General features: G+C 73.0%; 25 protein-coding genes and 1 pseudogene. 12 read left to right on the forward strand and 14 right to left on the reverse strand.

Annotated features, from left to right (window positions below; translation table 11 throughout):
• Positions 1–114: 114 nt before the first annotated feature.
• The 5 genes from paaE to paaA are packed head-to-tail and all read right to left on the reverse strand — an operon-like array spanning position 115 to position 3859.
• Positions 115–1257 carry a 1,2-phenylacetyl-CoA epoxidase subunit PaaE gene (gene paaE / locus ACWCHM_RS26660; protein ID WP_454220283.1) on the reverse strand — a complete coding sequence of 381 codons (1143 nt, stop codon included), beginning with the start codon at positions 1255–1257 and terminating at the stop codon, positions 115–117.
• Complete coding sequence (gene paaD, locus ACWCHM_RS26665; protein ID WP_421489636.1) at positions 1254–1730, reverse strand: 1,2-phenylacetyl-CoA epoxidase subunit PaaD; 477 nt, start codon at positions 1728–1730, stop codon at positions 1254–1256. Before paaD ends, paaE begins: the two co-directional genes overlap by 4 nt.
• A 25-nt stretch (positions 1731–1755) precedes the next feature.
• Positions 1756–2481 carry a 1,2-phenylacetyl-CoA epoxidase subunit PaaC gene (paaC, locus tag ACWCHM_RS26670; protein ID WP_454220284.1) on the reverse strand — a complete coding sequence of 242 codons (726 nt, stop codon included), beginning with the start codon at positions 2479–2481 and terminating at the stop codon, positions 1756–1758.
• Entirely contained in the window at positions 2478–2789 is a 312-nt protein-coding gene (gene paaB, locus ACWCHM_RS26675) for a 1,2-phenylacetyl-CoA epoxidase subunit PaaB (protein WP_204958653.1), read from the reverse strand. The genes paaC and paaB overlap by 4 nt, the downstream gene beginning before the upstream one ends.
• A complete protein-coding gene (gene paaA, locus ACWCHM_RS26680; RefSeq protein WP_454220286.1) occupies positions 2786–3859 on the reverse strand; it encodes a 1,2-phenylacetyl-CoA epoxidase subunit PaaA in 1074 nt (357 codons plus the stop codon). Before paaA ends, paaB begins: the two co-directional genes overlap by 4 nt.
• A gap of 368 nt (positions 3860–4227) precedes the next feature.
• Between paaA and ACWCHM_RS26685 the strand changes: the two genes are divergently transcribed.
• Entirely contained in the window at positions 4228–5211 is a 984-nt protein-coding gene (locus ACWCHM_RS26685; RefSeq protein WP_204958651.1) for a hypothetical protein, read from the forward strand.
• Positions 5211–6161: a serine hydrolase gene (locus ACWCHM_RS26690; RefSeq protein ID WP_281901217.1), complete on the forward strand. Its 951-nt coding sequence runs from the start codon at positions 5211–5213 to the stop codon at positions 6159–6161. Before ACWCHM_RS26685 ends, ACWCHM_RS26690 begins: the two co-directional genes overlap by 1 nt.
• 34 nt (positions 6162–6195) lie before the next feature.
• Here the strand turns inward: ACWCHM_RS26690 and ACWCHM_RS26695 are convergent, their stop codons facing one another.
• Complete coding sequence (locus ACWCHM_RS26695; protein ID WP_422753744.1) at positions 6196–7047, reverse strand: menaquinone biosynthetic enzyme MqnA/MqnD family protein; 852 nt, start codon at positions 7045–7047, stop codon at positions 6196–6198.
• A 110-nt stretch (positions 7048–7157) separates the two neighbouring features.
• Complete coding sequence (locus tag ACWCHM_RS26700; protein ID WP_281901219.1) at positions 7158–7715, reverse strand: Uma2 family endonuclease; 558 nt, start codon at positions 7713–7715, stop codon at positions 7158–7160.
• 216 nt (positions 7716–7931) lie between these two features.
• On the opposite strand from ACWCHM_RS26700, the gene ACWCHM_RS26705 reads away from it, so the two are divergent.
• The 6 genes from ACWCHM_RS26705 (at position 7932) to ACWCHM_RS26730 (ending at position 13696) form a co-directional block, all read left to right on the forward strand.
• A complete protein-coding gene (locus ACWCHM_RS26705) occupies positions 7932–10127 on the forward strand; it encodes a HelD family protein (protein ID WP_454220287.1) in 2196 nt (731 codons plus the stop codon).
• A gap of 109 nt (positions 10128–10236) precedes the next feature.
• The gene (locus tag ACWCHM_RS26710; protein ID WP_454220289.1) at positions 10237–10863 is read left to right on the forward strand and encodes a transporter; all 627 of its coding nucleotides are present in this window, start codon (positions 10237–10239) and stop codon (positions 10861–10863) included.
• A complete protein-coding gene (locus ACWCHM_RS26715; RefSeq protein WP_454220290.1) occupies positions 10860–11171 on the forward strand; it encodes a transcriptional regulator in 312 nt (103 codons plus the stop codon). Before ACWCHM_RS26710 ends, ACWCHM_RS26715 begins: the two co-directional genes overlap by 4 nt.
• Positions 11168–12091 carry an ABC transporter ATP-binding protein gene (locus tag ACWCHM_RS26720; RefSeq protein WP_454220291.1) on the forward strand — a complete coding sequence of 308 codons (924 nt, stop codon included), beginning with the start codon at positions 11168–11170 and terminating at the stop codon, positions 12089–12091. Before ACWCHM_RS26715 ends, ACWCHM_RS26720 begins: the two co-directional genes overlap by 4 nt.
• 12 nt (positions 12092–12103) lie before the next feature.
• Positions 12104–12841: an ABC transporter permease gene (locus ACWCHM_RS26725; RefSeq protein ID WP_204958645.1), complete on the forward strand. Its 738-nt coding sequence runs from the start codon at positions 12104–12106 to the stop codon at positions 12839–12841.
• A gap of 93 nt (positions 12842–12934) precedes the next feature.
• Positions 12935–13696, forward strand: a complete 762-nt coding sequence (locus ACWCHM_RS26730) for a VOC family protein (protein WP_454220293.1) — start codon at positions 12935–12937, stop codon at positions 13694–13696.
• A 14-nt stretch (positions 13697–13710) separates the two neighbouring features.
• On the opposite strand, the gene ACWCHM_RS26735 is transcribed toward ACWCHM_RS26730, so the two are convergent.
• From ACWCHM_RS26735 to ACWCHM_RS26750, 4 genes and pseudogenes are all read right to left on the reverse strand, one after another.
• Positions 13711–14502 carry an ABC transporter ATP-binding protein gene (locus tag ACWCHM_RS26735; protein ID WP_204958643.1) on the reverse strand — a complete coding sequence of 264 codons (792 nt, stop codon included), beginning with the start codon at positions 14500–14502 and terminating at the stop codon, positions 13711–13713.
• The gene (locus ACWCHM_RS26740) at positions 14499–15533 is read right to left on the reverse strand and encodes a FecCD family ABC transporter permease (RefSeq protein WP_204958959.1); all 1035 of its coding nucleotides are present in this window, start codon (positions 15531–15533) and stop codon (positions 14499–14501) included. Before ACWCHM_RS26740 ends, ACWCHM_RS26735 begins: the two co-directional genes overlap by 4 nt.
• A gap of 97 nt (positions 15534–15630) precedes the next feature.
• The gene (locus ACWCHM_RS26745; protein WP_421489642.1) at positions 15631–16572 is read right to left on the reverse strand and encodes an ABC transporter substrate-binding protein; all 942 of its coding nucleotides are present in this window, start codon (positions 16570–16572) and stop codon (positions 15631–15633) included.
• Between the two features lie 360 nt (positions 16573–16932).
• Positions 16933–18240 (reverse strand): annotated as a pseudogene (locus tag ACWCHM_RS26750) (M14 family zinc carboxypeptidase); the annotation flags it as partial.
• Between the two features lie 204 nt (positions 18241–18444).
• Here ACWCHM_RS26750 and ACWCHM_RS26755 point away from each other — a divergent pair.
• A complete protein-coding gene (locus ACWCHM_RS26755) occupies positions 18445–19839 on the forward strand; it encodes a C39 family peptidase (protein WP_454220294.1) in 1395 nt (464 codons plus the stop codon).
• Between the two features lie 153 nt (positions 19840–19992).
• Here ACWCHM_RS26755 and ACWCHM_RS26760 read toward each other — a convergent pair whose 3' ends face one another.
• The 3 genes from ACWCHM_RS26760 to mqnE form a co-directional block, all read right to left on the reverse strand.
• The gene (locus tag ACWCHM_RS26760; protein ID WP_454220296.1) at positions 19993–20280 is read right to left on the reverse strand and encodes a DUF4229 domain-containing protein; all 288 of its coding nucleotides are present in this window, start codon (positions 20278–20280) and stop codon (positions 19993–19995) included.
• A gap of 115 nt (positions 20281–20395) precedes the next feature.
• Entirely contained in the window at positions 20396–20836 is a 441-nt protein-coding gene (locus ACWCHM_RS26765; protein WP_204958638.1) for a hypothetical protein, read from the reverse strand.
• Between the two features lie 23 nt (positions 20837–20859).
• Positions 20860–22029, reverse strand: coding sequence for an aminofutalosine synthase MqnE (gene mqnE, locus ACWCHM_RS26770; RefSeq protein ID WP_204958637.1), 1170 nt, complete (start codon positions 22027–22029; stop codon positions 20860–20862).
• 246 nt (positions 22030–22275) lie between these two features.
• Here mqnE and ACWCHM_RS26775 point away from each other — a divergent pair, with 246 nt between their 5' ends.
• The 3 genes from ACWCHM_RS26775 (at position 22276) to ACWCHM_RS26785 (ending at position 25708) form a co-directional block, all read left to right on the forward strand.
• Positions 22276–23856 carry an NlpC/P60 family protein gene (locus tag ACWCHM_RS26775; protein WP_454220298.1) on the forward strand — a complete coding sequence of 527 codons (1581 nt, stop codon included), beginning with the start codon at positions 22276–22278 and terminating at the stop codon, positions 23854–23856.
• Positions 23857–23988: 132 nt separating this feature from the next.
• Positions 23989–25302, forward strand: coding sequence for a hypothetical protein (locus ACWCHM_RS26780; protein WP_454220299.1), 1314 nt, complete (start codon positions 23989–23991; stop codon positions 25300–25302).
• A complete protein-coding gene (locus ACWCHM_RS26785) occupies positions 25259–25708 on the forward strand; it encodes a hypothetical protein (protein WP_454220300.1) in 450 nt (149 codons plus the stop codon). Before ACWCHM_RS26780 ends, ACWCHM_RS26785 begins: the two co-directional genes overlap by 44 nt.
• Positions 25709–25851 lie beyond the last annotated feature (143 nt).

Consider the following 25851-nt stretch of genomic DNA (forward strand, 5'->3'; position numbering starts at 1 on the left):
AAACCGGTGCAGATCGGTCGATCCCGGGTGAGTCGCTGACGTCATCAGCTCCATAGGACCCGCAACAGACAACAGGCCCGCCCGCCGGGGCGGGGCGGGGCGCGGCCGGCGACGCTATCCGTCGTAGTCGACCGTCAGGGTGTCGGTGGTCGGGCTGGACTGGCAGGTCAACACGTACCCGGCGGCCACCTCGTCCGGCTCCAGAGCGTAGTTGCGGGCCATCGTCACCGCGCCGGAGACCACCTTCGCCCGGCAGGTCGAGCAGACCCCACCCTTGCACGCGTACGGCAGTTCGCCGCGCACCTTCAGCGCCGCGTCCAGCACCCGCTCGTCGCGGCCCATCGTGAACCGGGACGACCGGCCGTCCAGCACGATGGTCACTTCCGCGCCGCCGGTCGACTCGCCGCTGCGGCGGACCGGCTCCGGTGGGGTGTCGACGTGGAACAGCTCGGTGTGCACCGCCGACTCGGGCAGGCCCCGGCCGGTCAGCACCGCCTTCGCGTCCAGCACCAACTGGTAGGGGCCGCAGAGGAACCACTCGGCGATCGCGTCGCCGGGCACGATGGTGTCCAGCAGCCGGGTCAGCCGGTCGACGTCGATCCGGCCGGACAGCAGCGGCGACTCGCCCGGCTCCCGGGACAGCACGTGCACCAGGTGCAGCCGGGTCGGGTAGCGGTCCTTCAGGTCGGCCAGCTCCTCGGCGAACATCACCGTGCCGGCCGTGCGGTTGCCGTACACCAGGGTGAAGGTGCTGGCCGGCTCGACGGCCAGGGCGGTCGCGGCCAGCGCGAGCACCGGGGTGATGCCGGAACCGGCGGCCACCGCGCCGTAGTGCCGCACCCGGTCCGGCGCGAACGCGCTGGTGAAGTGCCCCAGCGGGGGCAGCACGTCGACGGTGTCGCCGTGCCGCAGCGCGCCGCAGGCGTAGCTGGAGAAAGCGCCGCCGGGGATCTCCCGCACCCCGATCCGCAGCCGGCCGTGCCGGGCCAGGTCGTCCGGCGTCGAGCAGATCGAGTACGACCGCCGCACGTCCGCACCGGCCCCGGGCCCGCCGCCGGTGCCGGCCGCGTCCGACGGCGGCGCGGGCAGCCGTACGGTCAGGTGCTGGCCGGCGGAGAACGCGAAGGTCGCCCGCAGCTCCTCGGGCACCGCGAAGGTGATCGCCACGGCGTCGTCGGTGAGCCGGTCCACGGCGGCGACCGCAAGCGGGTGGAAGGCCGGCCGGCGACGGACCGGGCGGGAGATCGTGACAGTCACAGCGCCTTCAGGTGGTCGAAGGGTTCGGAACAGGACCGGCAGCGCCACAGCGCCTTGCACGCGGTGGAGCCGAACCGGCTGAGCTGTGCGGTCTCCGGCGACCCGCAGCGCGGGCAGCGCACCGCCAGGGTCACCGGCACCGCCGTGCCGTCGCCGCGCGGGGCGGGCGGGGCGATGCCGGCGGCGGCGAGCTTGGCCCGGCCGTCGGCGGAGATCCAGTCGGTGCTCCAGGCGGGGCTGAAGACCGTGCGGACCTCGGCGTCGGGATACCCGGCGACCGCCAGCGCCCGCCGGATGTCGTCCCGGATCACGTCCATCGCCGGACAGCCGGTGTAGGTGGGGGTGATCGTGACGACCACCCGGCCGGTCTCCCGGTCCCGGTCGACCGCCCGCAGGATGCCCAGCTCGTCGATGGTGATCACCCGGATCTCCGGATCCACCACCGCCGCCACGGCCGCCCTCGGGTCGGTCACCGCTGCCACCCCAGGCCCGCCCGGCTCACCACCGGGCCCCGGGGTGGGCGCGGTGCAGCACCTGCATCTCGGCCAGCAGGAAGGACAGGTGCTCGGTGTGCACGCCGGCCCGGCCGCCGCCCGGCGTCCAGCCGGTCTCCGGCCGGGTCAGGGTGGCCTCGGCCAGCACCGGGTGCACCACGGCGTCGAAGTCGGCCCGCAGGGTGGCCGGGTCGACCGGGGCCGCCGGGTCCGCCGTGAACAGCTCGTGGTGGTACGGCCAGATCTGGTCCAGGGCGGCCTGGGCGCGCCGGTGCGACTCGTCGGTGCCGTCGCCGAGCCGCTTCACCCACAGCGCGGAATGGTCCAGGTGGTAGGCGGACTCCTTGCGCGCCTTCGCGCCGATGGCGGCGAGCCGCTCGTCGGAACAGCCGGCCAGCGCGGTGTAGAGCGGCACCTGGTACGCCGCGAGCAGCAGCAGCTTCACCATGGTCACCGCGAAGTCGCCGTTGGGCAGCTCGACCAGCAGGCAGTTGCGGAACTCCCGGTCGTCGCGCAGGTACGCCAACGCGTCCTCGTCCCGGCCGGCGCCCTCCAGCTCCCCCGCGTACGACAGCAGCAGGCGGGCCGCGCCGAGCTGGTCGAGGGCGATGTTGGCCAGCGCGATGTCCTCTTCCATCTCGGGCGCACGGGTGGCCCACTCGCCGAGCCGCTGGGCGGCCACCAGCGCGTCGTCGCCGAGGGCGAGGGTGAAGTCGAAGGGGCCGTTCACAGGTGGGCCACCCCGTCCGGCACCTCGTAGAAGGTGGGGTGGCGGTAGACCTTGTCGGCGGCCGGGTCGAAGAAGGCGTCCTTCTCGTCGGGGCTGGACGCGGTGATCGCCGCGGCCGGCACCACCCAGATGGAGACGCCCTCCTGCCGGCGGGTGTAGAGGTCCCGGGCGTTGCGCAGGGCCAGCTCGGCGTCGGGGGCGTGCAGGCTGCCGACGTGGGTGTGGGACAGGCCCCGTCGGGCCCGGACGAAGACCTCCCACAGCGGCGAGGTCGCCGAGGCCCGGGGCGGTTCGTTCTGCTCGCTCACGCGGCCACCTTCTCCCGCTGCGACTCGGCCCGCTGCTTCGCGGCGTACGCCGTGGCGGCCTCGCGGACCCACGCGCCGTCGGCGTGTGCGCGGCGGCGGTGTTCCATCCGCTGCCTGTTGCACGGGCCCTCCCCCTTGATCACCCGCATCAGCTCGTCGTAGTCGGGCTGGGTGAAGTCGTACGCCTGCCGCTCGGCGTTCCAGCGCAGGTCGGGGTCGGGGATGGTGAGGCCGAGGACCTCCGCCTGCTGCACGCACATGTCGACGAAGCGCTGCCGCAGCTCGTCGTTGGAGAACCGCTTGATCTTCCAGGCCATCGACTGGGCGGAGTGGGTGGAGTCACCGTCGGGTGGGCCGAACATCGCCAGTGACGGGTACCACCAGCGGTCGAGCGCGTCCTGCGCCATCGCCCGCTGGGCCGGGGTGCCCTGCGCCAGGGTGTGCAGGATCTCGAAGCCCTGCCGCTGGTGGAACGACTCCTCCTTGCAGACCCGGATCATCGCCCGCGCGTACGGCCCGTAGGAGCAGCGGCAGAGCGGGACCTGGTTGACGATCGCCGCGCCGTCCACCAGCCAGCCGATCGCGCCCACGTCGGCCCAGGTGAGGGTGGGGTAATTGAAGATCGAGCTGTACTTCTGCCGGCCGTCGAGCAGCAGCTCCACCAGTTCGTCGCGGCTGACGCCGAGGGTCTCGGCGGCGGCGTAGAGGTAGAGACCGTGGCCGGCCTCGTCCTGGACCTTGGCCAGCAGGATGGCCTTTCGCTTGAGCGAGGGGGCCCGGCTGATCCAGTTCCCCTCGGGCTGCATGCCGATGATCTCCGAGTGGGCGTGCTGGGCGATCTGCCGGACCAGGGTCCGCCGGTAGGCGTCGGGCATCCAGTCGCGGGGTTCGATCTTCTGGTCGGCGTCGATCACGTCGGCGAAGTACGCCGCCGGATCCGCACCGGGCGTGGTGGCACCCTCCCGGGCGCGGGCCGCCGCCTCGCGCAGCGCCGCCTCGGCGGCCTCGACCTGACCGAGCAGGCCACCGCCGGGCGTGTCCTGCTCCGGGGCGAAGTCGTTGCCATACATTCGTCAAGTGTTACAGCTCGCCTCCGATGACACCAGAGGGTGTAACAGGATTTGAGTAGCGGCTTCCGTTACCAGGTGGATGCGCTCGGTCGACACCAGGACACCTGCTCAGATATGACTTGGGTCACTGATCAAAGATGAATACCTACAAGGGGCGCAAACCGTGCCTTTATCTCGACTTACCGGCAGTTTGCCGTGCGTCGGATTCTGGCGAGTCGGCTGTCCGGACGTAGACTTCCCCGGTCACCACCGATCGGCTACCGACGATCGCCAGCGAGACACAGGCCATTCCCCCGGCCTCGGCGGTCGAGCCGACACCCGCGGAAGCAGCCGGTCCCCCCGGCCTGACATCTGGAGTTCACCCACGCATGCGATCTCGCGTGATCATGGTGCTCGCCGTCATGGCGGTGCTGCTCGGCACCGGCCTGCTGGTGCCGACCGCGTACGCCAAGCTCGCCGGCGACGACCCGACAGGCGGTACCGGCGGCGGCACGGCGGAGAAGGTGCCCGCGCCCGCGCCTACCGCACCCCCGGCACCCACCCTGGCCGCCGGCCCGGTCACCGTGAACTTCAAGGGGGAGTTCTTCGCCTGGGCCCTGCAGGACCGCAAGACCGGTCAGCTCTCCGGCTCGAAGAACATGACCTCGACCAGCTCCACCGAGTCGATGCTCAAGGTCTGGATCGTCTCCGACTACCTGCGCGAGCTCGGCGACCAGAAGCCACCGGCAGCGATGTTGAAGAACGCGAGCCTGGCCATCCGGGACAGCAACGACGACGCCACCAACCGGATCTACGCGAAGTCGGGCGGCTCGTACCGGGCGCTGGACAACGGCCAGCCCGGCCCGGTGCTCAAGCGGGCGATCACCACCTGCGGCCTCAAGGACACCAAGCCCGGCAACGTCTCCGGCTACGAGGGCTGGTGGAGCTTCACCCGGATGTCCCCCCGCGACGCCGCCCGGCTCGGTGACTGCATCGCCGACGGCACGGCCGCCGGCCCCCACTGGACCAAGTGGGTGCTCAACGAGATGGCCCAGGTCCGGGGCAGCGTGAGCAAGCAGCTGGCCCGCGCCGGCGGCGGTCGGTGGGGCATCATCGACGGCCTGCCCGACGAGATCACCAAGCAGGGCCCGGTTGCCATGAAGAACGGCTGGACCCCCCTCAGCTACGACGGCAACTGGCACGTCAGCTGCCTCGCCGTCACCGACAAGTGGAGCCTCGCCGTGATGATGCGCTACCCGATACGCCAGCAGTTGACCTATGGTGCCAAGGTGTGCGCCAGCGTCGCCACCCAACTGGTCACCCCGCAGCCCGGTGCCGCACTCAAGGTGCCCCAGCCGCTCGGGAAGCTCTGATGCCGGGCAGCCGGCGGCCCGGCCGCTCCACCCGACGGGACCACCGACCGTTGAAGATCATCGCGGTCGCCGCGGTCCTCACCGGTCTGGTGCTCGTCTCGCTGCGGCTGCTCCCCGGCTCACCGATGGAGTCCACCGCCGCCTCACGCTGGGGTGACGCGTCCACCGAGTCCCGGTCCACCGGGTCGGCCGTCGACCGCCGCAGCCGGCCGACCCCGGCACCGTCGCCGACCCCCTCGCTCACCCCGCTGCCCTTCGCGGACCGGGACCTCGACCTCGACATCAAGGGCTGGTACGCCTGGAGCGTGCTGGACCGCCGCACCGGCGCGATCATCGGCTCGGACAACATGGCCGAGACCAGCACCACCGCCTCGCTGATCAAGTCGTGGATCGTCGCCGACTACCTGCGGCGGGCCGACGAGAGCGGGCAGACCCCGAGCGACGCCAAGCTCGCCGACGCCACCCGGATCATCCGGGACAGCGACAACACCCGGGCCGAGCAGTTCTACAACGGGGTCGGCCGGTCCGCCTCGATCAAGCGGCTGATCTCGCTGTGCAAGCTCACCGACAGCAGTGTGGCCGCCGACGGTGGCTGGAGCCGGACCAACCTCTCCCCCCGCGACGCCGCCCGGCTCGGCAACTGCATCGCCGACGGTCGCGCCGCCGGCCCCGAGTGGACCAAGTGGCTGCTCAACGAGATGCGGCTGGTCCGGGGCTCGGGTGACTTCGGCATCCGCAAGGCGTTCCCGGCCGCCCAGCAGAAGAAGATCGCCATCAAGAACGGCTGGATCGACCGGACCCGCGAGCAGGAGATGCACATCAACTGCCTGGCCATCGGCGACACCTGGACGATGGGTGTGATGGTCCGCTACCCGATCAACCTGGGCTACGAGTACGGCATGAAGAACTGCCAGAAGATCACCGAAGCCCTGATCGGCCCCAGCACCTGACCCGAACCGGCCGGTCCGGAGCCGGGTCGACGGGTCAGCCGGCGAAGAACTCCGGGCCGCCCTCGGGCAGGGCGGGGGCCTCGCCGGTCGCCGCCGCCCGCCTGGCGAACTCGCGCAGGCCGGCGACCTGCCGCCCGCCCAGTGAGAAGTCGAGGGCGCGGAAATACGTGGCCAGCGTCGCCGCGTCGAACGGCTCCCAGCGGGCCGCCGCCTCGGCCACCTGGTCCAGCTCGGCCAGGCACAGGTCACGGGAACGCAGGAACGCCTCGTGCACCTCCTTGACCAGGCCCGGGTGGGCGGCGGCGAAGTCCCGACGGACCGCCCAGACGGCGAAGACCATCGGCAGCCCGGTCCACTCCCGCCACGCCTGCCCGAGGTCGGTCACCGCCAGCCCCCGACCCGGCGCCTCGTAGAGCGCACGCAGCGCCACGTCGCCGATCAGCACCCCGGCGTCGGCCTCCAGCAGCATCTGGGTCAGGTCTGGCGGGCAGCGGAAGTACTCCGGGTGGACGCCGTACCGGTCGGCGAGCAGGAGTTGCGCCAGCAGCACCCCGGTCCGCGAGGTCGAGCCGAGCGCGACCCGGCGGCCGTCCAGCTCGGTCAGCGGCCTGGTGGAGACCACGTTGACCGAGAGCACCGGCCCGTCGCTGCCCACCGCCAAATCCGGCAGGAGCAGCAGTTCGTCGGCGTGCCGCAGGTATTCCACCTGGGAGATCGGGCCGATGTCCAGGTCACCGGCGACCAGCGCCGCGCTGAGCCGGTCCGGCGAGTCCTTGTGCAGGTCGACGTCGAGCAGCGCGCCGGAACGCATCAGCCCCCAGTAGATCGGCAGGCAGTTCAGGAACTGGATGTGCCCGACCCGGGGACGTGCCACGCGCTCAACCATGCCCCGACCGTATCCCCGCCGGCCCGTACCGGCTCACCGGGAGTCCCGGACAGTGGCCAAGCCCGCACCACCGGCCAGCGCCCGGGGCCGCCCCGTCAGGGGCCGTCACATCACCGGCGACGCAGCAGGGCGCGGGTGTCGATCTCGAACGGAAACGGGCCGTCGGCGGTCAGCGTCTCGCCGCCCTTCGCCACCACATGCTCGACATAGTGCCCACCGTCGAGGCGGAACAACCGCAGCGTCACCGAATCCGGCTGCTCGGATTCGACGAGTAGGTACCACCCGATCCGCGCAGCGGCGTAAAGCTGCATCTTCAGTAACCGGTCAGCGCCCGCATTGCCTGGTGAGACCACCTCACCGACCAGCACCACGTCCGAGGCGTCGATGATGGTGACGTCGTCGATCGGAGTCACCACGAGGTCGGGGATGAAGATCCGACCGGTGGCGAGGCGAACGTTCACCGCTTCGTAGACCCAGAGGCCGACCTCGTCGGCCGACGGGTCGATCAGATTGGCCAGCCGTCGCGAGATGTGCTGATGGCGTGTGGTGGGTGCCGGACTCACCAGCAGACTCCCGTCGAACAGCTCGATCCGATCGGCGGTCTCGCCGAGCGCGAGATACTCGTCCTCGCGCCACGGACCCACATGCTCAAGCACGGCTACGCTCATCGACGACTCACCTCCTGACGAATCCTGTCACAAGGGTGCCACGCGGACCGGCGCAGACGGCCGAAAACCGGGTGGAGCGGGAGGGAGGGCGGGGCGTAGTGTGGTTGACCGCTCGACGGCCGTGGTGAGGTAGCCACCGCAGCGGACGTCCCCACGCGCCAGGAGACCCTTCCTGGATACGCGGGCGAGCCGATCGAGACCGTCAAGAGGATCACCGTGCCCGCAACCGAAGAACGCGGCAGCGCACACCCCCGACCAGCACACCCCGGACAAGCACACCTCGAAACAGAACTGGCCGCCGAGCGGGCCCACCTGGCAACCTCCCGGCAGGCCCTGGGCCGGATGCGCGACCGCGCCGAGTCGCTCTTCGCCACCGGCGACAAGGTCGCCGGGGACGCGTACACCGCCGAGCAGCTCGGCCGGCACCTGGCCCGACGGGTCGCCGAGCTGGCCGACGACCCGACCACCGCGCTCTTCTTCGGCCGGCTGGACTTCGGCCCCGCCGACCCGGAGCACGCCGGCCGGGGCTACCACGTCGGCCGGCGGCACGTCACCGATGACCGGGGCGAACCGCTGGTGCTGGACTGGCGGGCCCCGGTCTCCCGATCGTTTTACCGGGCCAGCGCCCGTGACCCACAGGGTGTCGCGGTACGACGGCGGTTCGGGTTCAGCGCCGGGTCGCTGACCAGCTTCGAGGACGAGCACCTGGACCGGGGCGAGGAGTTGGGCACGGCCAGCCGCATCCTCACCGCCGAGATCGAACGCCCCCGGGTCGGGCCGATGCGGGACATCGTCGCCACCATCCAGCCCGAGCAGGACGAACTGGTCCGGGCCGACCTGGCTGACTCGATCTGCGTCCAGGGCGCCCCGGGCACCGGCAAGACGGCGGTCGGGCTGCACCGCGCCGCGTACCTGCTCTATCTGCACCGGGAACGGCTGCGCCGGGCCGGGGTGCTGATCGTCGGACCGAACCGGGCGTTCCTGTCGTACATCGCGGCGGTGCTACCCGCCCTCGGCGAGGTCGAGGTGGCCCAGGCCACCGTGGAGGACCTGGTCGCCCGGGTGCCCGTCCGGGCGGTCGACGATCCGGCGGTGGCCGCGCTCAAGCATGATCCCCGGATGGCCGAGGTGCTGCGTCGGGCGGCGGACCAGCTGATCACCCCGCCGACCGAGCCGATCATGGTGTCGGACGGGTCGTTCCGCTGGCGGATCGGCCTGGAGCCGCTGCATCTGGTGGTCGAGGAGACCCGTCGGGAGGGTCTGCCGTACGACACCGGGCGGGAGCGGGTGCGGGCCCGGGTGGTCGGGTTGCTGCAACGGCAGGCCGAGGCCCGCCGGGCCGAGTCGCCGGGCGATGCCTGGCTGCGCCGGATGGGGAAGGCCCGCCCGGTCACCGACTTCCTCGACGCGGCCTGGCCGGCGCTCACCCCGGAGGGGCTGGTGCACGCGGTGCTCGGTGACCCGGCCGTGCTCGCCACCGCCGCCGACGGCCTGCTCACCCCCGCCGAGCAGGCCCTGCTGCGCGGCCCGGCAGCCACCGACCCGACGGGCACCGGACCCACCGGCACCGGACCGGCAGGCACCGGGTCGGTCAGGCGTCGGTCGGGGGCCGGCCCGGCGGTGGGCACGAAGCTCGGCCGCACACCGAAGGCGACCCGGTGGACCGCCGCCGACACGGTGCTGATCGACGAGGCGGCCGGGCTGATCGAACGGCCCGTCGGGTTCGGGCACGTCGTCGTCGACGAGGCGCAGGATCTCTCGCCGATGCAGTGCCGGGCCATCGCCAGGCGCAGCGAGCACGGTTCGATCACCCTGCTCGGCGACCTGGCCCAGGGCACCGCGCCGTGGGCGGCCACCGACTGGCGGGAGTCCCTGGCCCACCTGGGCAAGCCGGACGCGGTGGTGGTGCCGCTGAGCGTCGGGTTCCGGGTGCCGGCCGTGGTGGTCGCGTTCGCCAACCGGCTGCTGCCGGCGCTGGCGGTCGACGTACCCCCGGCGGTGTCGTTGCGTCGCGACGGCGCGCTCGACGTGCGTACCGTGACCGATCTGGCGGCGGCGACGGTGGCCGAGGTGCGCACGGCGCTCGGGCACGACGGTTCGGTCGGGGTGATCGCCGCCGACGACGCGGTGGACGGGCTACGGTCGGCGCTCGCCGCGGCCGGGGTGCCGACCGCGACCGCCGACGACGTGGCGGCCTCGGCGCGGGTCACCGTGGTCCCCGCGTCCCTGGTCAAGGGCCTGGAGTACGACCACGTGGTGGTCGTGGAGCCGGCCGCGATCGTGGCCGCCGAACCGCGTGGCCTGCACCGCCTCTATGTGGCGTTGACCCGGGCGGTGTCCCGGTTGTCGGTGCTGCACACCGCCCCGCTGCCCGGCCCGCTGGCCGATCCGTCGGACGGCCCGACGGCCTGACCGCACCTGGCCGCCGGCCGGCCCACCGCACGTCGCCGGCCCGAGCCCCGCTGTCCGGTGGCCGACCCGGACGGCCGACGGCTCGACTTTGTGTTTTAAAGTAGTTTGCATGACCCCCGAAGACGACGCCCCGATCGACGCCGCCGCCGCGATGCGGCTGATCCGCGAGCAACAGGCCAGCACCGTCCGTGGGCTGGAACCCGACCCCCGGGTGCACTACTGGCCATGGGGGTTCGCCTGGCTGATCGGCTTCGGGGTCTACTTCCTGCGGTTCTCCCCCGACGGCCGCACCATCGTCGCGATGCCCGCCTGGCTGCCGCTGACCGTGCTCTTCGTGCTGCTCGTCGCCGCCGCCGTGGTGTTCGGCGTGGGCAGCGCCCGCGCCTACCGGCACGTCGCCGGCGAGTCGGCCCTTCGCGGCAGGTGGTACGGCACCGCCTGGGGCCTCGGATTCTTCGGCCTGTCCGTGGTGATCGGCCGGGTCACCGACAGCCTGCCGCCCGACCTCGCCGGGCTGCTCTGGTCGGCGCTGTCGGTCGGGCTCACCGGTGCCCTGCACATGGCCGGCGGCGCGATCTGGCTCGACCGCACCCTGTTCCGCCTCGGCGTCTGGCTCACCGCCGTCAACATCGTCGGCGTCATCGCCGGCCCCGGCTGGCACGCCCTGGTGGTGTCGGTGGCCGGCGGCGGCGGACTGCTGGTGGCCGGCGCGCTCGCCCGGCGGCGGCACGGATGAACGAACTGGACCCGGTCATCCACGCCCAGGCCCGGCTGCGGGTGGTGGTCACCCTGGCCACCCTCGCCGACGGCGACCGGATCACCTTCCCCCGCCTCCAGGAACTGCTCGCGATGACCGCCGGCAACCTCTCCGTCCACCTGCGCAAGCTGGAGGACGCCGGCTACGTCGAAATCGACAAGACCCACCGCGGACGCACGCCGACCACCCTGGTCCGGCTCAGCCGGCGCGGACGGCGGGCGTTCGAGGAGTACACCGAGAACATCCGCGCCCTGCTCGACCCCGCCGACCCCCGGGAGCCCCGATGATCCTCGCCCATGCCGACCAGGCCACCCGCCGGTACGGCGACGTCCTCGCCCTCGACCGGGCCGACCTGACCGTTTCCGCCGGCGAGCTCGTCGGCCTGCTCGGGCCGAACGGCGCCGGCAAGAGCACCCTGATCAATTTGCTGGTCGGGCTGCGCCGGCCCACCGCCGGGCAGGTCGAACTCTTCGGCGGCGACCCCCGCCGGCCGGCGTCGAGGCGGCAACTCGGGGTCACCCCGCAGGAGACCGGCCTGCCCGGCACCCTCCGCGTCGGCGAGGTCGTCGACTTCGTCTCCGCGCACTATCCCGACCCGGTGCCCCGGGACGAACTGCTCGACCGGTTCGGCCTCACCGACCAGGTACGACGGCAGACCGGCGGGCTCTCCGGCGGGCAGCGGCGGCGGCTCGCCGTCGCGCTGGCGTTCGTCGGCCGGCCCCGGCTGGTCGTCCTCGACGAGCCGACCACCGGACTGGACGTCGAAGCCCGGCACACCCTGTGGGAGGCCATCCGGTCGTTCCACGCCGACGGCGGGACGGTACTGCTGAGCAGCCACTACCTCGAAGAGGTCGAGGCGCTGGCGCAGCGGGTGGTGGTGCTCGGGCAGGGCCGGGTGCTCGCCGACGACAGCACCGACGCGATCAGGGGCATCGTCGGCGTCCGCCGGGTCAGCCTCGTCGCCGACGACCTGCCCGCGCTGCCCGGCGTGGTCGCCACCGAACACACCGAGGGACGTACCCACCTGCTCACCACCGACGCCGACCAACTGGTCCGCGACCTGGTCACCGCCGGGGTGACGTTCCGCGAGCTGGAGGTCCGCCCCACCTCGCTGGAAGAGGCGTTCCTCGCCATCACCGCCGACCCGGCCACCACCGGCCCGGCCACCACCGCGAGCGCCGCCGCCGGCGCCCGACCCACCGCCTGAGGAGTCGACGCCGTGCCGCTCACCCTGGTCCACGCCCGCTACCAGCTCCTGGAGACCCTCCGCATCCCCGTCGCCGTGGTCGGCAGCGCGTTCTTCCCCGCCGCCGCGATGCTCTTCTTCGTCGTCCCGTTCGCCGGGGACGATCCGACCGGCGCGACCTACGCCACCGCCGCGATGGTCACCTTCGCGGTGATGAGCGCCAACATCTTCCAGTACGGGATCGGCGTCGCCGAGGACCGCGACCAGCCGTGGAACCCGTACACCCGGACCCTGCCGGCCGGGCCGGGACCCCGCCTGGCCGGGCGGATCCTGGCCGGGCTGGTGCTGACCTACCTGTCGATGCTGCCCGTCGTGGTCATCGCGGCGGTCGCCACGGCCGCCCGGGTCACCCCGGTCGGGCTGCTGCTCGGCGCGGCCACCGTGGCCGTGGTGTCGGTGCCGTTCACCCTGCTGGGGCTCGCCATCGGCTACTCGCTGCCGAGCAAGGCGGCGATCGTCGTCGCGCAGGTCATCTTCTTCCCGCTGGCCTTCGGCGGCGGCCTGCTCTCCGCGCCGGGCGACGCGCCCGGCTTCATCCAGACGATCGCCCCGTTCCTCCCCACCCGGGGCGCGGTCGAACTGATGTGGGCGGCGGTCGGCGACTGGCGGCCCGACCCGCTCGCCCTGGCCATGCTCGGGGTCTGGATCGTGCTGCTCGCCACGGTCTCCGGCTGGGCGTACCGGCGGGACGAGGGTCGCCGGTTCAGCTGACCTGTACGCCGCTTCGGCCCGGGTGGCCGCCGCCCGGTGCCACGATGCCGGCAGGGCGTCCACCCGTACGCCCCACAGCCGAGAGGGGCCGACGTGCGCACCGTCGCCGCGGGCACGCCCTGCTGGACCGACCTGGCGACCCCCGACCTGGACGCCGCCAGGCGGTTCTACCCGGAGCTGTTCGGCTGGACCGGCCGGATCGCGCCCGAACCCGAGCGGGCTGGCTACACCACCTTCCACCGGGACGGCCGGGCGGTGGCGGGTGCCGGCCCACCTGCCGACCCGGGCCGGGAGCCGGTCTGGTCGACGTACGTGGCGACCGACGACGCCGACCTGGTCAGCACCCGGGTCGAGGCGGCCGGCGGGCAGGTGCTGGTCACCCCGTTCGACGTCCTGCACGCCGGCCGGATGGCGGTCTTCGCCGACCCGGCCGGCGCGGTGTTCAGCGTCTGGCAGCCGATGCGGACGCCCGGGGCGGAACTGCTCGACGCGCCCGGGGCGATGTGCTGGAACGAGCTGGTCAGCCCCGACCCGGAGGGCGCGAAGGTCTTCTACGAGCTGGTCTTCGGCTGGCACCCGGAGGAGCAGCCCGCCGGCGGACCCGGCTACACCGGCTGGCGGTGCGGGGCCCGGATCGTGGCCGGGATGCTGCCCACCCCCGACCCGGCGCGGCCGGCGTACTGGTCGGTGTTCTTCGCGGTGGCCGACGTCGACATGGCCACCGCCCGCGCCACCACCCTCGGCGGCACCATAATCACCCCGCCCCGGGACACCCTGCTGGGCCGCCGGAGCACCCTGCGGGACCCCGCAGGGGCCCGGTTCTCCCTGCTGTGCCCCGCCACCGAACCCGCCTGACGACGCGCCGCAGGTCAGCGGCGCGGTGGGCCGGGTCGGCTGGGCACCACCAGCGGACCGTGGTCGCCGGGGACGACCCGGACCCGGGCCCGGTAGTGCCGGGACAGCAACTCCTCGGTGAGCACCTGGTCGGGCGGGCCCGCCGCGACGACCCGGCCGTCGGCGAGCAGCACCATCCGGTCGGCGTACTCGCCGGCGACGGAGAGGTCGTGCATGGTGGCCAGCACGGTCAGGCCGTGCGTGCGGCGGAGCTGGTCGACCAGCTCCAGCACCTCCTGCTGGTGGCCGATGTCCAGCGCGCTGGTCGGCTCGTCGAGCAGCAGCAGGGTGGCACCCTGGGCGAGGGCGCGGGCCAGGAACACCCGCTGCCGTTCCCCGCCGGAGAGGGTGGCCAGCTCCCGCCCGTGGAACCCGGTCAGGTCGAGTCGGTCGAGGACGTCGTGCACGACCGCCAGGTCGGCCGCCGACTCCCGGCCCAGCGGCGCGACGTACGGGGTGCGCCCCAGCAGGACGTAGTCGAACACCGACATCCCCGCCGGCACCACCGGGGACTGCGCCACCGTCGCCACCACCCGGGCCCGCTCCCGGCGACGCAGCGCGCCGGACGGCGTACCGAACAGGGAGACCGCGCCCGGGGCGGGCAGCAGGCCGCCGACGGCGCGCAGCAGGGTCGACTTGCCGGCGCCGTTCGGCCCGATCACGGTGACCCACTCGCCGCTGTCGACCGTCAGGTCGACGCCGGCCAGGATCACCTCCCCACCGAGCCGCACGTGCAGCCCCCGCACCTGCACCGCCGGCACACTCATGGAAATACCCGGCGGGCGGTGCGCAGGACCAGGACGAAGAACGGGCCGCCGAGCAGTGCGGTGACCACGCCGATCGGGATCTCGGCGGGGGCGGCGGCGGTCCGGGCGACCACGTCGGTCAGCGCCAGGAACGCCGCGCCGAACAGCAGCGACAGCGGCAGGATCACCCGGTGGCTCGACCCGGCGAGCAGCCGTACGGTGTGCGGCACGATGATCCCGACGAAGCCGATCAGCCCCGAGGCGGAGACGGCGGCGGCGGTGCCCAGCGAGGCGGCAGCGATCAGCAGGTAGCGGGAGCGTTGCGGGTGCAGCCCGAGGCTGCTCGCCTCGTCGTCGCCGACGGAGAGCACGTCGAGTTCCCGCCGGTGCAGCAGCACCACCACGGTGGTCAGCACGAAGTAGGGCAGGATCAGCCGCACGTCACCCCAGCCGGCGGTGCCGAGCCGGCCGAGCAGCCACGAGTAGACCTGCTGGATGCTGTCGGAGTGCCGTTGCAGCAGGTACGTCTGCCCGGCGGCGAGGAACGCGGACACCGCGACCCCGGCCAGGATCAGGGTGGCCGGGGAGCGGTCCCGCCCGCCGGCCGCCCCGAGCAGGTACGTCAGGGCGACCGCACCGAGCGAGCCGACGAACGCGGCGAGCGGAATGGTGACCGGCATCCCGGTCAGCGCGCCGCCCGCCCCGATGCCGCCCAGCGTGATCACCGCGGTGACCGCGAATCCCGCGCCGGCCGCCACCCCCAGCAGGTACGGGTCGGCCAGCGGGTTGCGGAACACCCCCTGGTAGCAGCCGCCGGCCAGGGCGAGCAGACCGCCGACGAGCAGGCCGAGCACCACCCGGGGCAGCCGCAGCTCGGTGACGATCGCGATCTCGCGTTCGGTGAGCCCGCTGTCCAGGCGTACTCCGGGCAGCAGGTTGAGCAGTTCGGCGGCGACGCTGCCGGGCGGCAGGCTGACCGGCCCGAGGGACACTCCGGCTACGAGGGCCACCAGCACGGCGAGCACCCCGGCGGCGAGCCAGCGCTTGCGCAGGCCGGCCGGCCGGGGCGTACCGGTGACGCGGGCCGGCCGGGACGCGTCGCGCGTCCCGGCCGGTGCGGATGTGGTGGACCGCACGGTCACCGGACCGTCACGCGGGCACCTTGGCGGTGGCGTCGACGATCGACCGGAGCAGGTCGACCACGCGCGGGCCCCAGCGCGAGGCGACGTCGTCGTCGAGCGCGACGACCTGGTTGTTCTTGACGGCGGTGACGCCGGCCCAGCCGCTGCGGGCCTTGACCGTGTCGGCGCTCTGCTGGCAGCACTTGACGTCGGCGAGGAAGACGAAGTCGGGGTTCGCCTTGACGATGACCTCCTGGGAGAGCTGCGGGTATCCGCCGTTCTTGCCGTCGGCGTCGGAGGCGTCGGCGATGTTCTCCAGGCCGGCCAGCGCGTAGATCGAGCCGATGAAGGTCTTGCTGGTCGCGCTGTACAGCTCCGGCCCCAGCTCGTGGTAGTAGGTCAGCTTCGTCGACCGCTGCGGCAGGTCCTTGGTGAGCTTGCCGATCTCGTCCTTCATCCGGGCGGTGACGTCGGCGGCCTCGGTCGGGTGGCCGGTGAGGGTACCCAGGTCGGCGAGCTGCCGGTAGGTGTCGTCGAGGGTGGTCGCCGCCGGGGTGAGCAGCACCGGCACCTTCAGCGCGGTGAGCTGGGCGATGATCTTGTTGGTGTCGTTGGCGAGGACCACCAGGTCGGGGTTCTTGCCGGCGATCGCCTCGGCGTTGGGCTGGAAGCCGGACAGCTCGCTCTTGGGCGCGTCGGCCGGGTAGTTCGACTGGTCGTCGACGGCGGTGACCTGCTTGCCCGCGCCGATGGCGAAGAGCATCTCGGTCGCCGTGGGCGACAGCGAGACGATCTTCTCGGGCCGCTTGTCGAGGGTGAGGTTGCCCACCGTGGCCGGGAAGGCCGCCGCGCCTGAACTGCTGCCGCCGGTGGCGGGGGTGTCGTCCGAGGTCTTCTCGGCGCACGCGCCGAGGGCGAGGGCCGCCACCGCGAGGGTCGCGGCGAACAACCGGGGGGTACGTCGGAACATCTGGCCTCCTGTCGGTCGAGGAGCGTGGTGCTTCGCCGACAGGGAGCGTGTGCGCGCCCGTCCGCGAGGCGCCCTTCCTCGAGAGCGCGTGTCGCGACCGACCACAGGCGACCTGGCTCGTCCCCACACACGGCGACGCCGGCCACGTCGGGCCGGGCGTCGCGGCGGCTCCGGCGCAGGGCGGGGAGCCTCGGTGGGTCATCACAGTTGCGGGACAGCGCCGGTTTCGCACCGGCTTCGCTGCGGTCGATCGGGTGTCACGGTAGCGCACGACCAGCGAAGATCGTCCGGACGGAGGGGGTGGGTGGGGTCCCGTCGGGGGCTTACGGGACCCCACCCGGAGTCAGGTCAGCTGGGTCAGCAGTACGTGCTCTGCTTGTTGATCACCCGGTAGGGGCAGTCGGCGTACTCGGACAGGAGCAGCACCGCCTCCTTGTTGCGGGAGGTCTGCGCGGGGATCACCTCGTCGGGCGGGTAGAAGCCGCCGCCGGCCCCGGACTCCCCGGGGTACATCTCGAAGGTGTACGCCCAGATCTTGTGGGTCGCCCACATCCAGTCGAGGCTGTCGCCGTCGGTGATGTAGAGGTCGCTGGACTGCTCGGGGGTGTAGCCGTTGGTGGCCGCCATCCGCTGTCCGAGGGTGGCGAAGGTGTTGTACTGGTCAGCGGTCATCCCGCTGGGGGTGTTCGCCGTGGTGTAGCCGAACGGCCAGAGCACCAGCTGCGAGTAGGTGTGCCAGTCGATGTTGGCCTTGATCTGCTGCACCCCGCCGACGACCCGGCTGTTGACGAAGTCCCGCAGCGCCTTGGTCTCCGGCGCGGAGAACGCGGACGGCCCCCGGTAGGTGCTCGACGACGGCGTGCCGGACGAGCCGCCGCAGCAGCCCCAGTTGTAGCCCCAGTTGCGGTTCAGGTCGGTGCCGACCGCCGCCGCACCACTGTTGGGCTGCCGGTTCTTACGCCAGGACCGGTAGGAGCCGGTGGCGATGTCGTACTCGCTGCCGTCCGGGTTGACCGTGGGGACGATCCAGATCTCCCGGGAGTTGACGATGCTGGTGATCCGCGAGTCGCTGCCGTAGCTGTCGGTGAACAGGTTGAGCAGGTAGATCGCCATCTCGACGGTCAGGTGCTCGCGGGCGTGCTGCTGGGCGTTGAACAGGATCTCCGGTTCGGCCTCGTCGGTGCCGACGTTGTCCGAGATCTTCACCGCCATCAGGTCGCGGCCCTCGTACGACCGGCCGATGCTGATCTTGCGGGCGATCGCCGGGTGGTCGGCGACCACCTGGTTGACCACGGTGGTCAGCTCGGCGTAGTCGTGGTAGTTCGAGTCGGCCGGCGGGAAGGCGTTGGCGCGGGCACCCTCGGCGCGGGCCGGCTCGACCTCCCGTTCCAGCCGGAAGCCGAGCCGGGTGATGGCGGCGGCCTCGGACCGGTTGGCCGAGACGTACAGCACGCCATGCTCGGCGGAGTCGATGGCCGCGCCGGTGCGGGCGACCGCGTTGCGGTCGGCGAGGGTACGCGGGCCGAGCACGCGGTAGCTGACGGCGGTGGGCTCGGGCTCCGGGGCCGGGCGGGCGGAGACCGGCCCGGTGGCGACGGCGGTGAGGCCGAGGCCGGCGACGACGGCCAGCGCCAGGCGACGCCGGAAGGGGGAGGTGCGGAAGGCCATGGACGTCCTCCTCGGGGTACGGGGTATCCCGCTGTGCGCCCACTTCACCAGCAGTCACATGGTCATATCAATATCCGTGACTATCTCCCACCATCCCGACCGGATCGTCATATCGGCAATGGTTTTCCTGACGACACCCTCTGGCGAAACTTCCTGCCAGGCGGGACAGTGAACGGCAACGATTCCCCACCCTGCGGAGTTGCCATGTCCAGCAGAGCCCTGCGCACCGTCGCCCTGGTCGGCGTCGCCACCCTCACCCTGCTCGCCAGCACCGCACCCGTCCGGGCCGGCGGCCCCACGCCCGCCGGGGCGCACCCACCTGCCGGGGACCGTCCACCCGCCGGGGACCGCCCGCCTGCCGGTGGGCACGACGAGCAGATCACCTTCCAGGAGTGGTCCCGCTACCCCGACTGGCGGGCCGGCACCCACCGGGGCACCCACGCCGTACCCGGCGACCACGCCGGCCTCACCATGGGCCGACCCGCCGGCACCACCGAGTTCACCGACGAACACACCGGCACCACCCGCACCTGGGAATACGCCACCTGGACCTCCCCGCTCACCCCGATCGGCTTCGACGCCACCGAACTGGTCGCCTCCTGGAACGCCGACACCCCCGCCGGCACCTGGCTCCAGGTCGAACTCCAGGGCACCTACTCCACCGGCCAGAACACCCCGTGGTACGTGATGGCCCGCTGGGCCTCCGGCGACCGGGACATCGCCCGGGCCACCCTGGACGGCCAGGGCGACCCCTGGTCCAGCGTGTGGACCGACACGTTCGCCATCGACGACGCCGACGCCGGGGTGCTGCTGCGGTCGTACCAGCTCCGGTTGACCCTCTACCGCGCGCCCGGCCAGGCCGCCGCACCCCGGGTCCGGATGCTCGGCGCGATGAGTTCGTCCGTGCCGGACCGGTTCACCGTCACGCCGAGCCGGGGCCGCATCGCCTGGGGCACCGAACTGCCGGTGCCCGCCCGCTCCCAGATGATCCACCGGGGCAGCTACCCCGAGTGGGGCGGCGGCGGCCAGGTCTGGTGCAGTCCGACGTCCACCGCGATGGTGCTGGAGTACTACGGCAGGCTCCCGTCGGCGGCCGACCTGTCCTGGATCGACCCCGCCCACCCCGACCCGCAGGTTGTCCAGGCCGCGCGGATGACCTGGGATAACGAGTACGAGGGCGCGGGCAACTGGCCGTTCAACACCGCATACGCGGCCAGCTTCCCCGGCATCGAGGCCCGGGTGACCCGGCTGCACTCCCTCGACGAGGTGGAACGCTTCATCCGCGCCGGCATCCCCGTGGTCACCTCACAGTCCTTCCTCGACACCGAGCTGGACGGCTCCAACTACGGCACCTCCGGGCACCTGTTCGTGGTCGTCGGCTTCACCGCCGACGGCGACGTGATCGTCAACGACCCGGCGTCCGCGTCCAACGCCGAGGTGCGCAACGTCTACCGACGCGACCAGTTCGAGCAGATCTGGCTGCGGACCAAGCGGCACCGGGCCGACGGCACGGTGGCCGGCGGGTCGGGCGGCATCGCCTACCTGATCAAGCCGACCGACCGCCCCTGGCCGATCGTCCCCGGCTCGACCAACTGGTGACCCCTGCCGGGCGAGGCGTCGCTGATGCCCGGTGATCAAGAGATTTGCGTCAGGTTGAAGATCGAAGTTGACGCAAACCTCTTGATCACCGGGGCGGGCGGGGGCCGGAGAGGGCGCGGGGCGTGTCCGCGGGGGGGGGGGGGGGGGGGGGGATCAGGGGCGCGGGGCGTCCCCGCCGGGGTGGTCGTCGCCGGGGTGGTCGTCGCCGGCCAGGGCGGAGCGGAGCCGATCCTTCTCCGCGCGTCGCCGCTCGGCGGCGGCGGCCACCTCTTCGGCCATCTGGTCCCGCCAGCCCCGGAGCAGGAAGAACGACGCGGCGGCGGAAAAGATCAACGCCACCATCAGCTTCAGGAAGAGGTTCATCCCGACCGGCCACAACGCCGCCACGACCACCAGGAACAGCCCGATCCGGGCCAGCGTGTACTTCACCGCCGCGCTCACCGGACCATCCTCATCCGCGACCGCAGGGCTCGCACACCCCGCTCGCTGCTCGCGCCCACGTTGCCCACTCCTTGCTTCTGCGCTTCGGCGTCGGAACGCCGCCGTCGGGTGTGACTCAGCCCGTCCGTCGGGCCAGCCAGTGCACGCCCTGGAACCAGAGCACCGCGTACCCGACGGTGAACGCGAGCGCGGCCAGCCCGCCGGTGAACAGCGGCGCGAGCCCGGCCGCCAGGCCCGCCACCAGCAGCCCGGCGAGCACCGCGACCACCGCGGCGGACAACGCCGCGACCACCCGGGCCGCGCCGAAGTCCCAGGCCCGGAAGTCGTCCCAGAACAGCCAGGCCGGCAGGATCACCGCGAGCCAGCCGTTGGTCCGGCCGAAGTCACCCGCGCCGGCCACCGCGAACGCCCAGTCGAAGAGCACCAGCGCCAGCAGGCCGATCAGCCAGCCGGCCAGGCTCACCCCGAGCAGGTCACCCAGGGTCAGGATGCGTCCCTCGGCGTCCCGGCGGGGAAACCCGCTGCGCTGCTGCGCGGTCGGCTGCTGTCCGGTCATGGTGTGCCGAGCATACGGCCGGGTCAGGCCCAGACCTGCTGCGGCTCGGCACGCCGAGACGAAAGCGACGGCGCCCGGTCGTACTCGCGGACGACGTTGTAGCGGGTGTCCCGCTCCACCGGCTGGAAACCGGCGTCCCAGATCAGGTGCAGCAGGTCGTCACGGTGCATGGTGTTCGGGGTGCCGTACGAGTCGGCGTCGTGGGTGATCTTGTATTCGACGACCGAGCCGTCCAGGTCGTCCACACCGAAGTTGAGCGAGAGCTGGGCCACCGACAGGCCGTGCATCACCCAGAAGTTCTTCAGGTGCGGGACGTTGTCGAACAGCAGCCGGGAGACCGCGAACGTCTTGAGCGACTCGGCCGGCGACGCCATGGTGGTGCGCGCCTGGATCCGGTTACGGATCTTGCCGTCCGCCGAGTCGACGAAGTCGTGCTGGTAGCGCAGCGGGATGAAGACGGCGAACCCGCCGGTCTGGTCCTGCAACTCGCGCAGCCGCAGCACGTGGTCGACCCGGTGCCGGGGCTCCTCGATGTGGCCGTAGAGCATCGTCGCCGGGGTCTTCATGCCCTTGGCGTGGGCCAGCGCGTGGATCCGCGACCAGTCCTCCCAGTGGCAGGCGTGGTCGACGATGTGCTGGCGGACCTCCCAGTCGAAGATCTCCGCGCCGCCGCCGGTCAACGACTCCAGGCCGGCGTCCATCAGCTCGTCGAGGATCTCGTCGGCCGACAGGCCGCTGATCTTCTCGAACCACTGCACCTCGGTCGCGGTGAAGCACTTGAGCTTGACGTTGGGCAGCGCCGCCTTCAGCTCGCGCAGCACCTTGGGGTAGTAGCGCCAGGGCAGGGTGGGGTGCAGGCCGTTGACGATGTGCAACTCGGTGAGCTGCTCGTCCTCCATCTCCTTGGCCTTGCGGACCGCCTCCTCGATCCGCATCGTGTACGCGTCCTTCTCGCCCGGCTTGCGCTGGAACGAGCAGTACGCACACGAGGCGGAACAGACGTTCGTCAGGTTGAGGTGCCGGTTGACGTTGAACATCACCCGTTCGCCGTTCAACTCCGTACGCCGGTGGTGGGCCAACCGGCCCAACCAGGTCAGGTCGTCGCTCTCATAGAGGGCGATCCCGTCCGAGCGGGTCAGTCGCTCCCCCGCGTACACCTTCTCTTCGAGCTCACGCTTGAGTCCGGCGTCCATCGAAAAGCCACGTCCCTTCCACCTGCGGTCCGATCGAGCCTACGTCGGACGACCGACAGGTCGGCAGGACGGGCACCGCCAGCGACCTACCTCACCCGTACTCCCAGGCTTCTCCAAGCCGTCTCCGCATCGACATCGTTGTCCCGGTGCGGTAAGACAGGATGGGACGCGGCGCACACCGGCGGCGTTCCGGGTCGCCGCGCCCCACCTCACGCGGTGACACCATCACGCGGCACAGGGAGCGGAATGGTCGACAGCGGGCACGGGCGACGACAGCGACGACGCAGGGTCCCGGTGGTCTCCCCGGTGCTGCGGCCGGCGCTCTGGTCGGCGCTGCTCGGCGCGGTCGCCGCGATGGCCCTGGCCACCCCGGTCTACGCCGACCCGGCACTGCCCAACACCGTTCCGGACACCGGTTCCCGACCGGTGGCGACAGGCACGCTGCGACTGCCCGGTGCGGCGGCCCCCGGCTACCCGACCGTGGGCCAGCCGGGCAGCTCGACCGCGCTGCCCGTCGGCGGGCTGCCGACCAGCCCGCTGCTGTCCCAGATCGACACCCTGACCGCGCAGAACGGCCAGCTCGCCGACCAACTCCTCCAGCTCGAAAAGCAGCGCGACGACGCCCGGGTGCAACTCACCGGTGTGCAGGGCGAGCTGACCCGGGCCCGGAGCGCGCTGACCGTTGCCGAGCAACGGGCCAACGCCGTCGCCGCGGACGCCTTCAAGGCCGCCGCCGCCCTGCCGCCCGGCGAGTTCGCCCGCGACCTGCACGGGCTGAGCGTCCTGCAACGGGTCTCCCGGGGTGAGCAGGCCGACGGCGAGACCACGGCGGCCTCCGGCGAGCTCTCCCGGGCCCGTACGGCCGAGCAGGTCGCCGCCCAGGCGGTCACCGCCGCCACCGACCGGGTCCGGCGGGCCGAGGACCAGTTCGCCGCGGTGCAGAAGGCGCTGCGCGACAACGATGCCAAGATCGCCAAGCTGCGGGCCGACAACCAGGCCCAGCTCATCGCCCTGGAGAAGCAGCAGGAGGCCGCCGAGCAGAAGCTCGGGTCGGCGTACGTCGAGGGGCAGAGCAGCAGCGGCCTGAACGCCAGCCCGCAGGCGCTCGCCGCCGTGCGGTACGCGCTGGCGCAGCTCGGCGACCCGTACCTCTGGGCGGCCGAGGGGCCGGACCGGTTCGACTGCTCCGGTCTGATGTGGGCGGCCTACCGGTCGGCCGGCTACTACGACCTGCCCCGGGTCGCCCGCGACCAGTACTACGCCACCCGTGGCCGGACTGTCTCGCAGAGCGCCCTGCTCCCCGGCGACCTGCTCTTCTTCGCCTCGGGCAGCAGCTGGACGACCATCCACCACGTCGCGATGTACATCGGCAACGGTCGGATGGTGCAGGCGCCGCGCAGCGGGGACGTGGTCAAGATCTCCCAGGTGCGGTGGTCCGGCCTCTACGCCTCCACCCGGGTCGTCGGCGCGGTGACCACCCCCGGGGCCCCGGTCACCCAGCCCCCGCCGCCCACCCCGAAGCCCACCACGGCCTCGCCGAAGCCCACCACCCCCACTCCGAAGCCCACCACGGCGTCACCGAAGCCGACCACGCCCACGCCCCGGCCGACCGGCGGGTCGACCACCGCGCCGACGAAGCCGCCGGTCACCCCGAGGCCGTCGGCCACCACGGCGACGCCGACCCCCACGCCGACCAGGACCGCCGACCCGACGCCGAGCCTCACCGGTTCCGGCACCCCGGACCCGGAGGACAGCGGCACCGTGGAGAGCAGCCGGTCGGCGTCCGCCCCGGCGTCGGCGGGAGCCTCGGCGGGCACCGGGAACTGACCGGCCGGCACCGCCCCGACCGTCCCATCGGCACTCCGGCTGTGCCGACGGGACGAGATGTGGCACGGTGACACGAGGCACATCCGGTCACCGTTCGCGGGAGGCGGATGCGAGGGTGCACGGAGGGCGATCATGGGTGAGCAAGAGGTTCCGGTGGGGCACGTGGACCAGGGACCGGTGCCCGACCCGGCCGGCCCCACCGCTCGCGCCGACGAGGCCACCCCGGCACCCGGCGACGCCCCGCCCCGCCCCGGCCGGGTCACCAGCACCCCGGTCCGGCCCGGCCCGGCCGTGGAAGGCACGGCCCGCGCCACGGCCAGCGTACGTACCGTGACCGCCCCGCCCGGGGGTGGCGACCTGCCGGCAGGGCCGGGCACCGCGACCACCTACCGGGCCGGCACCCCGACCGCCGCCGAGCCGGCCGTCCCGGCCTCCCGAACACCCGAACCGGACGGCTCCGCCGGCGGCGACCCCATTCCGGGCGGTCCGGTCACCGTCCCGACCTCCCGAACATCCGACCCGGACACCGCCGGCAGTCCGGCCGGCCCGGCGAGTGTCCCCGGGCAGCGTGACGGCTCGGACGGCGGCCCGGCACGGGCCAGCGTCTCCGTCCCCGGGCTCAGCCGGGTCTCCGCCGCCGAGGCCGAGGACGCCGCAGCGGACGCGGGCACCCGGCCCGGCGACGCGGCCCCCGGGGTGTACCGGTCGACGCCGGTCAACCCGGAGCCGCCCGAGCCCGCGCAGCCCCGGGAGCCGGCACAGCCCCCCACCCCCGCCGACACCGCAGCCGGAGCCCGCCCCCGAACCGTCGCCGGCCCCCACGCCCGAGCCCTCGACGCCGGGCACTCCCGAGCCGCCGGCCCCCGGTCCGTTCCCCGCACCGGTCCCGCCGCTGCCCGGTCCACCGCCGGGCCCCGTTCCGGTTCCTCCCGGCCCGGTCCCACCCGTACCGGGGCCGCCGCTGCCGCCCCCGGGCCCGGCGGTGCCCCCGCCCCCACCGCCGCCCGGCCCGATGCCGACACCCCCGTTCCCCCCGCCGCCGGCCATGCCGGACGCCCCGACGGCGTTCCGGGCCAGCGCCTCCGTCACCGCGCCCACGACCGGCGGCACCGTCGCCCCGCCCACCTCGGCACCCCCGGCCGGCAGCCTCCCGACGCCTGCGGCTGCCACACCCCCGGCCGCCACCTCCCCCGTCTTCAGGCCGCCCGCCTCCGCACCCCCGGCCACGGCCCCCTCCGGGTCGACCCCACCGACTTCCGCACCCCCGGCCCCCGCCGCCTTCGCTCCGCCGACCTCCGCACCCCCGGCGGGTACCGGTGGAACGGGTGCCGCCGGCGTCAGCGCAGGCAGCGCGGAACCAAGCCGCACCGGAGCCGGCAGCGCGGGAGCAGCAGGTACGGCCATGCCGACGTTCCGGGCCCCGGTCGTACCCGATCCGGTGGGTGACGGCGCGACCTCGGTGCTGCCGGTGGTGCCGGCCCCGGCGCTGCCCACCTGGCCGGCGTCCGCATCCGCGCCGCGCCGCACGGCCGGCGACGCCGCCCGTCCCTCCTCCGGTACGCCCTACCGGGGCGGCCCGAACCTGGCCAGCGTCGGCTACGGCGGCACCGACGGCCCGGGGCACGCCACGGTCGCCTTCCCGGCCGCCAACCCGGTGGAGAACTCCGGCTCGCTGACCGGGCACATCCTGGCCCAGGGCTGGTCCGACACGCCGGCACCGCGATCCAGGACCACCCGGGTGGTGATCGTGCTCGCCGCCTCGCTGGGGCTGCTGGTGGCGATCAGCGTGCTGGTCGTCCTGCTCGCCAACGACGTGATGGACGGGCTGGTCGGCGGCATGCTGTCCCAGTGAGGCCGGGCGGCGGGTGACGCCGGTGGAGGGGGCACCGGCAGGTGGCTGACGGCCCGGAACGGGTGAGTCCGCCCACTACCGGCTCGGGGCCCACTGGCGACGTCACCGGATCGCCGTACACTTGTCGGGATCACTGACCCGGC

Source organism: Micromonospora sp. SCSIO 07396 (genome assembly GCF_053667945.1).

What these genes read in the sequence shown, in the direction of transcription:
- paaA (WP_454220286.1), bottom strand. Translation starts at nt 3,859, where the DNA reads ATGTATGGCAACGACTTCGCCCCGGAGCAGGACACGCCCGGCGGTGGC.
- ACWCHM_RS26685 (WP_204958651.1), top strand. Translation starts at nt 4,228, where the DNA reads ATGCGATCTCGCGTGATCATGGTGCTCGCCGTCATGGCGGTGCTGCTC.
- ACWCHM_RS26690 (WP_281901217.1), top strand. Translation starts at nt 5,211, where the DNA reads ATGCCGGGCAGCCGGCGGCCCGGCCGCTCCACCCGACGGGACCACCGA.
- ACWCHM_RS26695 (WP_422753744.1), bottom strand. Translation starts at nt 7,047, where the DNA reads ATGGTTGAGCGCGTGGCACGTCCCCGGGTCGGGCACATCCAGTTCCTG.
- ACWCHM_RS26700 (WP_281901219.1), bottom strand. Translation starts at nt 7,715, where the DNA reads ATGAGCGTAGCCGTGCTTGAGCATGTGGGTCCGTGGCGCGAGGACGAG.
- ACWCHM_RS26710 (WP_454220289.1), top strand. Translation starts at nt 10,237, where the DNA reads ATGACCCCCGAAGACGACGCCCCGATCGACGCCGCCGCCGCGATGCGG.
- ACWCHM_RS26715 (WP_454220290.1), top strand. Translation starts at nt 10,860, where the DNA reads ATGAACGAACTGGACCCGGTCATCCACGCCCAGGCCCGGCTGCGGGTG.
- ACWCHM_RS26720 (WP_454220291.1), top strand. Translation starts at nt 11,168, where the DNA reads ATGATCCTCGCCCATGCCGACCAGGCCACCCGCCGGTACGGCGACGTC.
- ACWCHM_RS26735 (WP_204958643.1), bottom strand. Translation starts at nt 14,502, where the DNA reads ATGAGTGTGCCGGCGGTGCAGGTGCGGGGGCTGCACGTGCGGCTCGGT.
- ACWCHM_RS26745 (WP_421489642.1), bottom strand. Translation starts at nt 16,572, where the DNA reads ATGTTCCGACGTACCCCCCGGTTGTTCGCCGCGACCCTCGCGGTGGCG.
- ACWCHM_RS26755 (WP_454220294.1), top strand. Translation starts at nt 18,445, where the DNA reads ATGTCCAGCAGAGCCCTGCGCACCGTCGCCCTGGTCGGCGTCGCCACC.
- ACWCHM_RS26765 (WP_204958638.1), bottom strand. Translation starts at nt 20,836, where the DNA reads ATGACCGGACAGCAGCCGACCGCGCAGCAGCGCAGCGGGTTTCCCCGC.
- mqnE (WP_204958637.1), bottom strand. Translation starts at nt 22,029, where the DNA reads ATGGACGCCGGACTCAAGCGTGAGCTCGAAGAGAAGGTGTACGCGGGG.
- ACWCHM_RS26775 (WP_454220298.1), top strand. Translation starts at nt 22,276, where the DNA reads ATGGTCGACAGCGGGCACGGGCGACGACAGCGACGACGCAGGGTCCCG.
- ACWCHM_RS26780 (WP_454220299.1), top strand. Translation starts at nt 23,989, where the DNA reads ATGGGTGAGCAAGAGGTTCCGGTGGGGCACGTGGACCAGGGACCGGTG.
- ACWCHM_RS26785 (WP_454220300.1), top strand. Translation starts at nt 25,259, where the DNA reads ATGCCGACGTTCCGGGCCCCGGTCGTACCCGATCCGGTGGGTGACGGC.